Origin of the sequence: Pseudomonas sp. D(2018) (genome assembly GCF_005502555.1) — a bacterium.
Classification (GTDB): domain Bacteria; phylum Pseudomonadota; class Gammaproteobacteria; order Pseudomonadales; family Pseudomonadaceae; genus Metapseudomonas; species Metapseudomonas resinovorans.
Genome location: NZ_SCOK01000002.1, coordinates 109,948 through 123,415 on the forward strand (window position 1 = coordinate 109,948; position 13,468 = coordinate 123,415).

Annotated in this window: 13 protein-coding genes; 12 read left to right on the forward strand and 1 reads right to left on the reverse strand. The window is 62.6% G+C overall.

Annotated elements, in window-relative coordinates:
* Window positions 1–18: 18 nt before the first annotated feature.
* From FFS60_RS02195 to FFS60_RS02245, 11 genes are all read left to right on the forward strand, one after another.
* Entirely contained in the window at window positions 19–780 is a 762-nt protein-coding gene (locus FFS60_RS02195) for a class I SAM-dependent methyltransferase (RefSeq protein ID WP_256658025.1), read from the forward strand.
* Window positions 781–894: 114 nt separating this feature from the next.
* Complete coding sequence (locus tag FFS60_RS02200; protein WP_137821003.1) at window positions 895–1,743, forward strand: bifunctional 2-polyprenyl-6-hydroxyphenol methylase/3-demethylubiquinol 3-O-methyltransferase UbiG; 849 nt, start codon at window positions 895–897, stop codon at window positions 1,741–1,743.
* Between the two features lie 12 nt (window positions 1,744–1,755).
* Window positions 1,756–2,958: an acyltransferase gene (locus FFS60_RS02205; protein WP_137821004.1), complete on the forward strand. Its 1,203-nt coding sequence runs from the start codon at window positions 1,756–1,758 to the stop codon at window positions 2,956–2,958.
* Entirely contained in the window at window positions 2,951–3,865 is a 915-nt protein-coding gene (locus tag FFS60_RS02210; protein WP_137821005.1) for a GDP-mannose 4,6-dehydratase, read from the forward strand. The genes FFS60_RS02205 and FFS60_RS02210 overlap by 8 nt, the downstream gene beginning before the upstream one ends.
* On the forward strand, window positions 3,862–4,833 hold the full coding sequence (locus FFS60_RS02215; protein ID WP_137821006.1) for a GDP-mannose 4,6-dehydratase: 972 nt from the start codon (window positions 3,862–3,864) through the stop codon (window positions 4,831–4,833). Before FFS60_RS02210 ends, FFS60_RS02215 begins: the two co-directional genes overlap by 4 nt.
* 3 nt (window positions 4,834–4,836) lie before the next feature.
* Window positions 4,837–6,273, forward strand: coding sequence for a mannose-1-phosphate guanylyltransferase/mannose-6-phosphate isomerase (locus FFS60_RS02220; protein ID WP_137821007.1), 1,437 nt, complete (start codon window positions 4,837–4,839; stop codon window positions 6,271–6,273).
* Entirely contained in the window at window positions 6,274–7,071 is a 798-nt protein-coding gene (locus tag FFS60_RS02225; protein WP_137821008.1) for an ABC transporter permease, read from the forward strand.
* Complete coding sequence (locus tag FFS60_RS02230) at window positions 7,071–8,333, forward strand: ABC transporter ATP-binding protein (RefSeq protein WP_137821009.1); 1,263 nt, start codon at window positions 7,071–7,073, stop codon at window positions 8,331–8,333. Before FFS60_RS02225 ends, FFS60_RS02230 begins: the two co-directional genes overlap by 1 nt.
* Window positions 8,330–9,718: a glycosyltransferase family 1 protein gene (locus FFS60_RS02235; RefSeq protein WP_137821010.1), complete on the forward strand. Its 1,389-nt coding sequence runs from the start codon at window positions 8,330–8,332 to the stop codon at window positions 9,716–9,718. The genes FFS60_RS02230 and FFS60_RS02235 overlap by 4 nt, the downstream gene beginning before the upstream one ends.
* Window positions 9,702–10,838, forward strand: a complete 1,137-nt coding sequence (locus FFS60_RS02240; RefSeq protein ID WP_137821011.1) for a glycosyltransferase family 1 protein — start codon at window positions 9,702–9,704, stop codon at window positions 10,836–10,838. The genes FFS60_RS02235 and FFS60_RS02240 overlap by 17 nt, the downstream gene beginning before the upstream one ends.
* The gene (locus FFS60_RS02245) at window positions 10,839–11,990 is read left to right on the forward strand and encodes a glycosyltransferase family 4 protein (protein WP_137821012.1); all 1,152 of its coding nucleotides are present in this window, start codon (window positions 10,839–10,841) and stop codon (window positions 11,988–11,990) included.
* A gap of 43 nt (window positions 11,991–12,033) precedes the next feature.
* Here the strand turns inward: FFS60_RS02245 and FFS60_RS02250 are convergent, their stop codons facing one another.
* Entirely contained in the window at window positions 12,034–13,119 is a 1,086-nt protein-coding gene (locus tag FFS60_RS02250; protein ID WP_137821013.1) for an endonuclease/exonuclease/phosphatase family protein, read from the reverse strand.
* Window positions 13,120–13,207: 88 nt separating this feature from the next.
* Between FFS60_RS02250 and FFS60_RS02255 the strand changes: the two genes are divergently transcribed.
* Entirely contained in the window at window positions 13,208–13,456 is a 249-nt protein-coding gene (locus tag FFS60_RS02255; protein ID WP_081668109.1) for a CDGSH iron-sulfur domain-containing protein, read from the forward strand.
* The last annotated feature ends 12 nt before the right edge of the window (window positions 13,457–13,468 follow it).

Below are 13,468 nucleotides of genomic sequence, written 5' to 3' on the forward strand. Positions count from 1 at the left end.
GGATTGGTGGATGCGGTCATGGCCGGCTGGTTCCAGAACCACAGCAATGAATTGTTCCGCGGCTTTCCGATCAGCCCCGACGATGTGGTGCTGGATGTGGGCTGTGGCGCTGGCGGCGCCACTCTGTTCTGTGCTCGACGTGGTGCCCACGTGATCTTCACCGACTCCGACGCAGGCAAGATTGCGGCCTTGGAGGAACGAGTCAGAGACAGTGGCGCGCGCAAGGTTGAGGGCTGGGTTTCCGATAGCCTGCCGCTGCCGGTGGCGGATGGAGAGGCTAGCCGGGTCGTGGCGCTGGAGATGCTCGAGCATGTAGAGCAGCCGGGCGCGATCCTGCGCGAGCTGTTCCGTGTCGGCCAGCCAGGCGCGCTGTACTTCCTTTCGGTTCCGGCGCAGGTGAGCGAGGAGTTGCAGCGCCCGTTGGCGCCCGCCGCGCATTTTCAGGCACCGAACCACATAAACGTGTTCTCCGAGGCAGCATTCGCCCAGTTGGTGACTGACGCCGGGTTGGTGATCGAATCCCGGCATTCCTACGGTTTCTACTGGACGCTGTGGATGATGCTCTACTGGACGCTTGCCCGCGCGGAGGGGCGTTCCTTCGACGGCGCGACGCATGACCAGCTGGCGCCGCCGCACCATGCGCTGCTCGATGACTGGGCGACCCTGTGGCATCGCGCGATCCATCTGCCCGGCGGCGATGTGCTGCGCGAAGGACTCGACCGGATGCTGCCCAAGACCCAGATCATCCTGGCACGCAAGCCGCTCGACGCTTGTCCATGAACGCAGCCCGAGCCGGAATGACGATGCATGGAGAGCGCCGCTGGCGCGCACACCTGATGGCGGGTGGCCTGCGCGCCGTTCGCTCAACTCGAAAGCAGTTATCCAGGAGCTGAGATGCTGGAGATCCTCAAGCGCTTGTCAGGACGTGCGGCGGCACCCGTGGCGGAGCCCGTTGCTCAACCCGTTGCGGAGGCCGTCCCCCCCGCCAATGCCGACAACGTCGAGTTGTCGACGCTTGCCGATACCTCACTGAGCGGGTGGTTCCGTCAGGAGAGCAACGAGCTGTTCGAAGGCTTCCCTATCTGTGCGGAAGACTCTGTGCTGGACATCGGTTGCGGCGATGGTCCCTTCGTACAGTTCTGCGCCCATCGCGGCGCTGAAGTGATCTTTGCCGATATCGACGCCGATAAGGTCGCGGCAGTGGAGCGCGCGCTCCAAGGTTCTCCAGCGCGCGCGATGACGCCGCTGGTCACCGATGCCAATCCGATCCCGCTACCCGATGGGCGGGTCAGCAAGATCGTCGCGATGGAGGTGCTTGAACATGTCGAAGATCCCCGCCAGTTCATGAGCGAATTGGTGCGGGTCGGCCGTCCCGGCGCGCAGTACCTGATCACGGTTCCCGATCCGCTGGGCGAGAGTGTCCAGAAAGACCTGGCCCCGCCCGCCTACTTCGAGCACCCGAATCACATCCGGGTATTCCAGCGGGATGAGTTCGAGCGCCTGATCGAGGAAGCCGGCCTGGTGATCGAGCGCAAGGCCCAGTACGGATTCTACTGGTCGGTCTGGTGGTTCTTTTTCTGGGCCTGCAAGCAGGACCTGTCGCCGCCCTGGCACCCGCTGCTGGATAGCTGGACCCGCACCTGGAACATGCTGCTGTCGATGGAGGACGGCCCCCGTATCAAACAAGCGCTTGATCGGGCTATGCCCAAGAGCCAAGCGATCATCGCCCGCAAGCCGGTCTGACAGGTAGTACGTATGAGTAACGGAAAAAACATCGAGATCGAGTACCTGCGTGCTCTCGCAGTGGGGTTGACGCTGCTCTCCCATTTGCCGGTCTTGTTGCCGTTCCACCAGACCTTCTTCAATTCGTTGTTCAGCGTTTACATGCCTTGGACCGGCGTCGATCTGTTCTTCTGCATTTCCGGTTACGTCGTGAGCAAGGCTTACCTCGACTATTTCGACCAGCACCGGCAGCAGGGCCATTTCGGCGTTGCCGCCCAGAGTTTCTGGCTACGCCGGCTCTATCGCCTGCTGCCGACGGCTTGGCTATGGATACTGATTCCCCTGGCGTTGTCGATCCTGTTCAACCAGACCGGCATCTTTGGCTCCTGGTTCGACAACCTGCGCAGCTTCACCGCGGTGGCGACCTTCAGCGGCAACCTGGCCAACCAGTACGGCGCGATTCTCGGGCCCAACTCGGTGTACTGGAGCCTGGCCCTGGAAGAGCAGTTCTATTTCCTCTTCCCTCTATTCCTGTTGCTGGTGACCTCGACACGCTGGCGGGTCATTGTCCTGCTGCTATTGATCACGGTGCAGTTCGGCCTGGATCGCAATCCCTTCGGCACGCCCATCAGTGCCATGCTCACCTCGTTCCGTCTCGACGCCATGATGTGGGGGGTGTTGCTCTGCCTGTTCAGCCGTACCCCGCTGTTCCGTCAATTCGAACCCAGCTTCCTAGGAGAGAGTGCCTGGTGGCGCCTGGGCCTGATGCTGGTGCTGTTCTACCTGCTGGGCGCCATTCCGGGGCAGATGATCGCCGTGCCCGTCGCGGTGGGGTTGGTCGCGCTGGTGTCGCTGGCACTGGTGTGGATAGCCAGCTACCAGCAGGGCTATCTGTTCTGCCCTCCGCTGCTGTCAAAGCCGCTCGAATGGCTCGGTTCGCGCTCCTATGCGCTCTACGTGATCCATGTCTGCGCCTACCACTTCAGTGTCGAGTTGTGGACCCGTTACGCCACGGCACAGGGCCTGACACTCGACAAGTCCTTCACCGTCGAGCTGGTCCTCACCTCCATCGTGTTCATGGTGGTCGGAAGCGAGCTGAACTACCGCCTGGTGGAACAGCCCCTGCGGCGCAAGGGGGCCGAAATCGCCCGCCGCCGCCTGCAACGCTTCACCGGGGAGCGGATCGTCGCCGTACCGTCGACCACCGAGACAGCATCGAGAGGTGAACTTGCCTAGGAAACTATTCGTCACCGGGGCCACTGGCTTCGTTGGCCAGCACCTCGCGCGCCGCCTGCAGGAAATGCAGGGCCTCTGGCAACTGCTTGAATGCGGCCGCGTCGATCTGCTCCAGCCGAATGACCTGGACGCGGCGCTTTCGGCAGGCGTGCCCGATGCCGTGATCCACCTCGCCGGGCAGACCTTCGTGCCGGAAGCCTTTCGCGATCCGGCGGCGACCTTGCAGGTCAACGTCCAAGGCACCCTGAACCTGTTACAGGCGCTCAAGCGCGCAGGTTTCAGTGGCAGCTTCCTTTATGTGAGTTCCGGCGATGTCTACGGCCAGGTCGCCGAGGAAGACTTGCCGATCCATGAGGGGCTGCCGCCCAGGCCGCGCAATCCGTACGCGGTGAGCAAGCTGTCCGCCGAACTGTTGTGCCAGCAATGGAGTTACACCGAAGGCTGGCACATTGTTCTGGCACGGCCTTTCAACCATGTGGGAGCCGGCCAGCGCGACGCCTTCGTTCTGGCCAGTGCGGCTCGCCAGATCGCACGTATGCGTCTGGGGCTCCAACCGCCGCGCCTTGTAGTCGGGGACGTGGATGTCACGCGCGACTTCCTGGATGTTCGCGATGTCATCGACGCCTATTTCGCGATTCTCGAAAAGGGCATCAGTGGTGAGGTTTACAACGTCTGTTCCGGGCAGGAGCAGAAGATTCGCGACTTGATCCAGCAACTCGCGGAACTTGCGGGAGTCGAGCTGGAACTGGTCGAGGACCCCGCGCGCATGAGGCGCGCGGAGCAACGTCGGGTCTGTGCCAGTAACGTCAAGCTGCAGCAGGCGACAGGCTGGAAGCCGACCATAACGATAAGACAAACCCTCGAGACGATCCTGTCTGATTGGGAAACACGGGTGTTGCAAGAATGACAAAAAATGCACTGATTACTGGGGTTACCGGCCAGGATGGCGCCTATCTCGCCAAACTGCTTCTGGAAAAGGGTTATCGCGTCCACGGCCTGGTCGCCCGGCGCAGCACCGATACACGCTGGCGTTTGCGCGAACTGGGAATCGAGGGGGAGCTGGCCTATCTCGACGGCGATCTGGCGGATGCCTGCTCCGTGCAGCGCGCCGTGATCAAGGCGAAACCCGACGAGGTCTACAACCTCGGGGCGCAGAGCTTCGTCGGTAGCTCCTGGGACCAGCCCGTCACCACTGGCATAGTCGACGGTCTGGGTGTGACGCACCTGCTCGAGGCGATCCGCCAGTTCAGCCCGGAGACCCGTTTCTACCAGGCGTCCACCAGCGAGATGTTCGGCCTGATCCAGGCAGAACGACAGGACGAAAGCACGCCGTTCTATCCGCGCAGCCCCTACGGTGTGGCCAAACTCTACGGCCACTGGATCACGGTTAACTACCGCGAGAGCTTCGGCCTGCACGCGTCCAGCGGCATCCTCTTCAACCACGAGTCACCGCTGCGCGGCATCGAGTTCGTGACCCGCAAGGTCACCGATGCCGTTGCCCGCATCAAACTGGGCAAACAGCGTGAACTCCGCCTGGGCAACATCGACGCCAAGCGCGACTGGGGTTTCGCCGGCGACTATGTCGAGGCCATGTGGCGAATGCTGCAGCAGGAAAAGCCCGACGACTACGTCGTGGCCACCGGCGTCACCACCACCGTGCGTGACATGTGCAGGATCGCCTTCGAGTACGTCGGACTGAAATACCAGGATCATGTCGTCATCGATCCTGCGTTCTTCCGCCCGGCTGAAGTCGAAGTTCTGCTGGGCAACCCCGGCAAGGCCGAGCGTGTATTGGGCTGGAGCCCGCAGACCAGCCTCGAGTCGCTGATCCACATGATGGTGGATGCCGACCTGCGTCGCGTGAGCAAGGAGTAGTTCATGCTGATTCCCGTCATTCTTTCCGGCGGCGCTGGCACGCGCCTGTGGCCGGTATCTCGCGAAGGTCAGCCGAAGCCCTTCATGGCGCTTCCGGATGGCCAGACGCTTCTGCACAAGACCTACCATCGAGCCGCCGGCCTGCTGGGGGAGGGCGGCGATATCGTCACGGTGACCAACCGTGACTACTACTTCCAGAGCAAGGATCACTACCAGGCGGCTCGGCTCAGCCAGCGTGGGCATTTCGTCCTCGAGCCTGTCGGACGCAACACCGCGCCGGCAATCGCCATGGCCGCGTTGACCCTTCGCGAGCGCCACGACGAAACGACAATCCTGGTGGTGATGCCAGCCGACCACCTGATCCGTGACACCAGCAGCTTTGGCCGCGCCGTGGAGCATGCAGCGGCGTTGGCGGCTGATGGCTACCTGGTCACCTTCGGCGTGGTACCGACCGCACCGGAAACCGGTTTCGGCTATATCGAAAAAGGCGAGGCCATCGACGAGCGGGGCGGTTCCATGGTCCAGCGTTTCGTCGAAAAACCCGACCTGGAAACGGCGAGGCATTTCCTCGAAAGCGGGCGCTTCCTGTGGAATTCCGGGATGTTCTGCTTCAGCGTCGGAACCCTGCTGGGTGAACTGGAGCGTCATGCACCAGAGCTGCTGGCCCGCGCGGTCGACTGCCTGCACGCCAGCGCCAGCGACGAGCTCGGCTGCATCCTCCAGCAGGAACTCAGTGCCGAGCATTTCGCGGCCTTACCGGATATTTCCATCGACTATGCCCTGATGGAGCGCTCCGACCGGGTGGCGGTCATCCCGGCAGCGTTCGACTGGAGCGACATCGGTTCCTGGGGCGCGCTCAGCGCCCTGGTTGAACCGGACGAACAGAACAACCGGGCGGCAGGCAACGCGATCTTCGTCGATTCACGCGGCACCTACGTGCAGAGCGACCAGCGGCTGGTGGCCACGGTCGGGGTCAGCGACCTGATCGTGATCGACACCGCTGACGCCATCCTGGTCGCCCATGCCGACCACGCTCAGGATGTTCGCAAGGTGGTCAAGCAGCTGAAGGACAGCGAGCACGAGGCCTACCGTCTGCATCGCACGGTCGCTCGGCCCTGGGGCACCTACACCGTGTTGGAGGAAGGCGCGCGCTTCAAGATCAAGCGGATCGTGGTCAAGCCGGGGGCCTCCCTGTCGCTGCAGATGCACCATCACCGCAGCGAGCACTGGATCGTGGTTCGGGGCATGGCCAAGGTCACCACGGGTGAAGACACGCACCTGGTCAATAGCAACGAGTCCACCTACATCCCGGCCGGGCACAAGCACCGCCTGGAGAATCCGGGCGTCATCGACCTCGTGATGATCGAAGTGCAGAGCGGTGAGTACCTGGGGGAGGACGACATCGTCCGCTTCGAGGATATGTATGGCAGGGCCCGCTAGATGATGCTCGAAGTGATCCGTTCAGTCTGGAACTATCGGGGATTTATCGTTGGCAGCGTCATGAGGGAGTTCCAGGCGCGCTACCGCAATTCATTGCTCGGCGCGTTGTGGACGGTACTCAACCCGCTGGCGATGATCGTCGTCTACACCGTGATCTTTTCCCAGGTCATGCGTGCGCGCCTGCCAGGACTGGACGACGGCTTGGCCTACAGCGTGTATCTCTGCGCCGGCCTGCTGACCTGGGGGCTGTTCGGCGAAATCACCACGCGCAGCCTGACGATGTTCCTGGACAACGCCAACCTGCTGAAGAAACTGAGCTTCCCGCGGATTTGCCTGCCACTGATCGTGCTGCTCAATGCCGGGGTGAACTTCGCCATCATCCTGGCGCTGTTCCTCGGCTTCCTGCTCGTCACTGGACGCTGGCCCGGCATCGCCCTGCTGGCGTTACCGGTGTTGCTGCTGCTCCAGCTGCTGTTCGCTGCCGGGCTGGGCATGGTGCTCGGCGTACTCAACGTGTTCTTCCGCGACGTTGGCCAGTTCTTCGGCATCGGCCTGCAGTTCTGGTTCTGGCTGACCCCCATCGTCTATCCGTTATCGATACTGCCGGAGTCGATCCAGGGGCTGGTGTTCCTCAACCCGATGACGGCGCTCATGCAGGCTTACCAGGAATTGTTCCTCAAGGGCACCTGGCCGAACTGGGCGAGCCTGATGCCGCTCTGTGTCATCAGTCTGCTGCTGTGTGCCGCTGGCCTCGCCTTGTTCCGCGGGCGATCCGGTGAAATGGTGGATGAACTCTGATGGGCAAGATCTGCGTCAATGGCCTGGGCAAGGCCTACAAGCACTACCCGACGCGCTGGTCGCGCCTGCGCGAATGGCTGTGGCCATTCTCGGGACCGCGGCACTCGCTTCACTGGATACTGCAAGGGGTGGAGTTCGAGATCAGCCCGGGGGAGGCCGTCGGCATTGTCGGCGTCAACGGTGCCGGCAAGAGCACCCTGCTGAAGATGATCGCCGGGACCACGCAACCGACCACCGGTGACATCCGGATCGAAGGCCGCGTGGCGGCCCTGCTCGAACTGGGCATGGGGTTCCACCCGGAATTCACCGGTCGGCAGAACGTCTTCATGGCTGGCCAGTTGCTGGGTCTGACCGTGGAGGAGATCCAGGCCATGATGCCGGAAGTCGAACAGTTCGCCGAGATCGGCGACGCCATCGACCAGCCGGTGCGCACCTACTCGAGCGGCATGCAGATGCGCCTCGCGTTCAGTGTCGCCACAGCGCGCCGCCCTGATGTGCTGATCGTTGACGAGGCGCTATCGGTAGGTGATGCCTACTTCCAGCACAAGAGCTTTGAACGCATTCGCAGCTTCCGCCGCGCCGGTACCACCTTGCTGATCGTTTCCCACGACCGCAGCGCGATCCAGTCGATCTGTGACCGCGCCGTGTTGCTCAATGAGGGGCGAGTCGCCATGCAGGGCCATCCGGAAGCGGTGATGGATTACTACAACGCACTGCTCGCCGAACGCGAGCGCGTCACGGTGCGCCAGGAAATGCTGGCCGACGGTAATGTCCGCACCATCTCCGGCAGCGGCGAGGCGGGTATCGCTGATGTTCGTCTGCTCGACGAGCAGGGCCGGCCACTGGAAGTGGTCGAGGTTGGGCAACTGGTCGAGCTGGAAGTGAAGGTAGAGATCCGCCAGCCGGTCGAGCGCCTGGTGCTCGGGTTCATGATCAAGGACCGTTTCGGCCAGCCGATGTACGGGATCAATACGCACCGGGTCGATCAGCCACTGGACGGCCTGGTGGCTGGCGAGCGGATCACCTACCGCTTCGCCTTCCCCATGCGGCTGGGCAAGGGCAACTACTCCGTGGCGTTCTGCCTGTCGCGCCTGGACTCGCACCTAGACCGGAACTACGAGTGGCGCGACTACGGCCTGGTGTTCCACGTCATCAACCTGCGCCAGGAGGATTTCGTCGGCTGTTCCTGGCTGGATGCGCGAACCAGTATCAGTCGTTCGGCCAGCGCTTCTCCTGTTTCCGTTCCAGAGGGCCTTTCATGACTCGTCTGCTCGTCGAATGCACTTATGTGTTCGAACACCCCCATATGAACTCGGGCATCCAACGGGTCGTGCGCAATGTGATCGGCCAGTTGGAACATATCGACAAGGATGCCGAGTGCATTCCGGTGGTGTTCCTTCAGGGGCGGATGCACCAGGTGCTCAGCTTGGCACCGTTGCCGGGCCAAGGTCTGCCCTGGCACACACGCATGAGCGTGTTCCTTGAACAAGCGCGGCTGGATTTCTGGATGTGGCATGCGCGCCTGGACCGCTGCTGGCCGATGACGCGCTCGCACAATGCGCGCCGTGTGCTTTTCGTGCTCAGCAAGCTGGCCAGCCTGGGGATTACCTTGCCGCTGCGCGTTGCCAATTTCTGTAGCCGCCGGCACGTGGCGCCCACGCGCTCGATTCCGCTGGAGGTGCAACCTGGTGATCAGCTGTTGTTGCTTGACTCCTCCTGGCACGCCGATTTTTTCCCCATTGCCGAGAGCCTGAAGGCGCAAGGCGTGGGCATCATCTCGGTGATCTACGACCTTATCCCGCTGACCCATCCGCAGTTCTGCGATAACCATCTGGTCAAGGTGTTCGACCACTGGTTTGACTGGATTGCCGAAACGGCCGACGGCTTCATCTGCATTTCCACCACGATTCGCGACCAGGTGCGCGCGGAGATCGAGCGCCGTCGTGGTACCGAGGCTGTGAGCAGGCTCTGGTTCGAATATTTCTACCTGGGGTCCGAACTGGACCTTGTCAGCGAGCGCTCCAGTCTTGATCCCGAACTGCTGCAAATGTTTGCTGACGGCGATCCGGCTTACCTGATGGTCAGTACTATCGAGCCGCGCAAGAACCACGCGTACCTGCTGGATGCCTTCGAACGGCTCTGGGAAAAAGGCTCCAGGGCGCGTCTGTGCATCATCGGCCGGGTTGGCTGGAAGTGCGATGACCTGATGGAGCGGATTCGCAAACACCCGGAGCTGAACGGCCGGTTATTCATGTTCAATCAGCTCAATGATCGCGGCCTGGAGCATGCCTACGCCCATGCTCGCGCACTGGTGTTCCCATCCTACGTCGAAGGCTTCGGGCTGCCGTTGGTGGAAGCCATGCAACGGCAGTTGCCGGTCATGGCCAGCGACATTCCGGTGTTTCGTGAGATCGGCGGGGATTTCGTCGCCTACTTCGATCTGGACCGGCCCGCAAGCTTGGCCGAACTGGTCGAGCGCTTCGAGAGCAGTGGCACCTTCCCGGCGCAGCGCAGTGTCACCGACTGGACCTGGATTGGCTGGCGAGAGGCCAGTGCGCAGCTGATCTCGCGCGTCGTCGCGGCATTGCGTCGTTCACCGAAAACCCAGCCGTCTGCTTTGGAAATCCACCATGCGGATTGCCCTTAACACCCGTGTCCTGCAGGCGCCGCGTACCGGGATCGGACAGTATGTTGCGGCGCTGGCCACAGCCCTTGGCGGACGGTCTGATCTCGATCTGGAGCTGTTTCACGGCTGGGGATGGGGTCAAACGCTGCCTCAGGCGGCCCTACCGGGTTATTCCCGCTGGACTGCAGCGGCTAAACGGATACCGGGCGCCTACCGAATCCGGCGTTGGCTGGAACAGGGGCGCTTCGATGCCGGCCTGAACCGGCAGCCGGCTGACCTGTATCACGAGCCAAGCCTGTGGCCGCTGGCGTTCGACGGTCCGATGGTCATGACCCTGCATGACCTTACGCACGTGCATTACCCTGAGACTCAGCCACGTGACCGCCTGGCGGAAATCGAACGCCTGGTCGGAGCGGGTGTTGAGCGCGCGCGCTGCATTCTCACGGACTCGGCCTTCGTTGCCGACGAGGTGTGCCGTCATTTCGGCCTGGCACCGGATCGGGTGGTGGTGGCGCCGCTGGGCCATGACTCGCAGCGCTTTTATCCGCGTCCTGAGGCCTCCTTGCTCCCCGAGTTGCTGCCATTGGGGCTGCAGGCTGGCCGCTACCTGCTCTGCGTGGGGACAATGGAGCCGCGCAAGAATCTTGAACTTGCGCTCAAGGCCCACGGGCTGCTGCCGGCCGCGCTGCGTGAACGGTACCCGCTGGTCATCGCCGGGATGCCGGGGTGGTGCAGCGGCCCGTTGGATAAGGCTCTGGCCGGAGCGGTGGCGTCGGGACATGTCCGATTGATGGGCTACCTCAATGATGAGGTGCTGGCGAGTCTGTTCGCAGGGGCACGCCTGCTCCTCTTCCCTTCGTTGTATGAAGGCTTCGGCCTGCCGGTGCTAGAGGCCATGGCCTGCGGAGTCCCGGTCGTACTGACGCGTACTTCGGCGCTCCCCGAAGTGGCCGGGGAGGCTGGAACCTATGTCGAGCTGGGCGATGCCGAGGGCATGAGCGAGGCGATCTCGTGGTTGCTCGAAGACCATATGCAATGGCAGCGATTGAGTGCCCTTGGCATTCGTCGGGCCGAGAATTTCACCTGGCAGCGTTGTGCGGACATCACCGTCGCGACCTACCATCAGGCCGTGAGGGGCTGAATGCGCGTACTGCATTTCTTCAAGACGTACCTGCCGGATTCGGTTGGCGGCATCGAACAGGTCATCTACCAGATGTGCCGCAGCGGTGCCGCGCACGGTATCGAGAATAATGTCCTGACCCTGAGCGCGGACCCGAATCCGGCCGTTGTCGAACTCGATGGTCATCACGTGCACCGCGCGCGCCTGGATTTGCAGGTGGCATCTACCGGATTCTCCTATAGCGTGCTGTCGCGTTTTCGCGAGCTGGCAGCCGAAGCGGATGTCATCAACTACCACTTTCCCTGGCCATTCATGGACCTCGTCCATTTTGTTTCCCGTGCCCGCAAGCCGATGGTGGTGACCTATCACTCGGACATCATCCGCCAGAAACGCCTGCTCCAGCTCTACCAGCCCCTGATGCACCGGTTTCTCGCGCAAGCCGACCGGATAGTCGCTGCATCGCCGAATTACCTCGGCACCAGCGAAGTATTACGTCGCTACCCGCACAAGACGGCCGTCATACCCTACGGGCTGGACAAGTCCAGCTATCCACAACCAGGTACCGAACGCCTGGAACACTGGCGGCAGATGGTGGGGGAGGGCTTCTTCCTGTTCGTGGGCGTAATGCGCTATTACAAGGGCTTGCACATCTTGCTGGAGGCTGTGCAAGGCACCGGCTATCCCGTGGTAATCGTGGGCGCTGGGCCGTTGGAACAGCAGCTGAAAGCCCAGGCGGCGGCCCTGGGGGTAGAACATCACGTGCGCTTCGTCGGGCGCGTGAACGAGGAAGACAAGGTTGCCCTGTTGCAGCTGTCGCGGGCGATCGTCTTCCCCTCTCATTTGCGCTCGGAAGCTTTCGGCATCTCATTGCTCGAAGGTGCGATGTACGGTAAGCCGATGATTTCCAGCGAAATAGGCACAGGAACCAGTTACATCAATGCCGCCGGCGTAACCGGTCTGGTCGTTCCACCCAGTGACCCTCAGGCGTTCCGCACAGCCATGACCCGGCTCTGGGAGAACCCTGCCGAGGTGGCTGCGATGGGTGCTCGGGCCGAGGCGCGTTATCGAGAGTTCTTCACGGCCGAGGAGATGGGCCGGCGCTGGGCAAAACTGTATCGTGAAGTGCTCGCCCGCGGGGCGTCAGCTTCTCCAGAGGGCTGCCTCGTAGAGTGATCACCGACCACTGGCGGCTTCGGTTGACGACCTCTGCACCACCTCATTGCACCGACGGCAGAAAGAACCTGGCCACCAGCGGCAAATGATCGGATATCCGCAGGGTATCGTCCTGGCGTACTCGCGCTTCGATGCGGGTCAAGCTGGGGCTGTGGAAGACGTAGTCCAGCGTACGGTCCGGCCCTTTCACCCCGGGGTCGTTGGGGTAATGGGTGTACCACTGCGTTTGCCATGCGCCGCCAGCTTCCTCGACGCTGGGAATCATCGGGTACTGATCCCATAGCGCCCTCAGTTCGCTGTCGCGGGTATAGCGGCGTCGCTGGGCTTCGGACAGGCGTTCGTACTGGCCTGGAGGCAGTTGATTGAAGTCACCTGTGAGGATCCAGGGCAGGCCCGTGCTCTGTAACTGGTCGAGCAAACCGCGGGTCATGGCGAGCTGACGTTTCAGGGTTTCCTGGTCCTCGGGCAGGGCATCCAGGTGCGTGTTGATCGCCGCCAGGCGGCCACCGCCACGTATCGGCAGGTAGCTCACCAGCAGGGCCCGTTTCTTGTCGAACTGGCGGCTGACCGGATCGTTCTCCTCCAGCGGCAGTTGCAGGCGTTCGGCGCTCTCGATGCGGAAGCGGCTGAGGGTCGCCAGCTTCATGCCGACACTGCCGAGTATGTGGGGATGCGGCACGAAGGCGGCCTTCCAGTAGAAGGCCTGGCTGGCGCAGGGGTAGAGGTCCGCCAGGCGCTCGTGGAGCAGGGCCAACTGATCCTGGTAGTCGGTGGCGCGGGCGCCCTCGTGCAGTTCCTGGAGATTGACGATATCCGGCTGCTCTTCGCGTATCACCCGTACGACCTCGTCCAGGCTGTAGGCCAGATCTTCGGGCGTGGGGCGCTCGTCCCGGCCTTCGTCGTCCGGGAGGTCGTAGTAGAAGACGTAGCGCTTGCCGGCCAGGTATTGCAGGTTCCAGGTCATCACCTTGAGTGCCTGGCCGGGCTGCAGTTGTGGCGCTTCGGCCAGGCAGGCCAGGGGCGCAGGCTCGCGGGCCGCGGGATGCCACGTCAGTGCAAAGATCAGGGCGACCAGGCCAACGACCAGGACCGACAGGCTGAGCAGGGCAAAACGCAGGACTCGGGGCATCGGCAAGAGCAGGCATCTATGCTGGAAGAGGGCGAGCATACCCGAGCCGCCGCTGCGGCCCAAGCCAGACACGCCCAGGAGGATTGCCGTGAGCAGCGAAGTGCGGATCGCCCAAAAGGGGCCTTACGAGGTGGAGGTGGTCGCTGGCCGGGATTACTTCTGGTGTCGCTGTGGTCGAAGCCAGCAACAGCCATTTTGCGATGGGTCTCACAAGGGCAGTGGCCTGGTGCCACTCAAATTCCATGCAGAGGTCAGCGAAACCCTGTATTTCTGTGGCTGCAAACACAGCCACACACCGCCTTGCTGCGATGGCACTCATAACGAACTGCAAGACTGATCCGGGAGCCGG

What these genes read in the sequence shown, in the direction of transcription:
- FFS60_RS02240 (WP_137821011.1), top strand. Translation starts at nt 9,702, where the DNA reads ATGCGGATTGCCCTTAACACCCGTGTCCTGCAGGCGCCGCGTACCGGG.
- FFS60_RS02250 (WP_137821013.1), bottom strand. Translation starts at nt 13,119, where the DNA reads ATGCCCCGAGTCCTGCGTTTTGCCCTGCTCAGCCTGTCGGTCCTGGTC.
- FFS60_RS02200 (WP_137821003.1), top strand. Translation starts at nt 895, where the DNA reads ATGCTGGAGATCCTCAAGCGCTTGTCAGGACGTGCGGCGGCACCCGTG.
- FFS60_RS02220 (WP_137821007.1), top strand. Translation starts at nt 4,837, where the DNA reads ATGCTGATTCCCGTCATTCTTTCCGGCGGCGCTGGCACGCGCCTGTGG.
- FFS60_RS02245 (WP_137821012.1), top strand. Translation starts at nt 10,839, where the DNA reads ATGCGCGTACTGCATTTCTTCAAGACGTACCTGCCGGATTCGGTTGGC.
- FFS60_RS02230 (WP_137821009.1), top strand. Translation starts at nt 7,071, where the DNA reads ATGGGCAAGATCTGCGTCAATGGCCTGGGCAAGGCCTACAAGCACTAC.
- FFS60_RS02205 (WP_137821004.1), top strand. Translation starts at nt 1,756, where the DNA reads ATGAGTAACGGAAAAAACATCGAGATCGAGTACCTGCGTGCTCTCGCA.
- FFS60_RS02225 (WP_137821008.1), top strand. Translation starts at nt 6,274, where the DNA reads ATGATGCTCGAAGTGATCCGTTCAGTCTGGAACTATCGGGGATTTATC.
- FFS60_RS02235 (WP_137821010.1), top strand. Translation starts at nt 8,330, where the DNA reads ATGACTCGTCTGCTCGTCGAATGCACTTATGTGTTCGAACACCCCCAT.
- FFS60_RS02195 (WP_256658025.1), top strand. Translation starts at nt 19, where the DNA reads ATGGCCGGCTGGTTCCAGAACCACAGCAATGAATTGTTCCGCGGCTTT.
- FFS60_RS02215 (WP_137821006.1), top strand. Translation starts at nt 3,862, where the DNA reads ATGACAAAAAATGCACTGATTACTGGGGTTACCGGCCAGGATGGCGCC.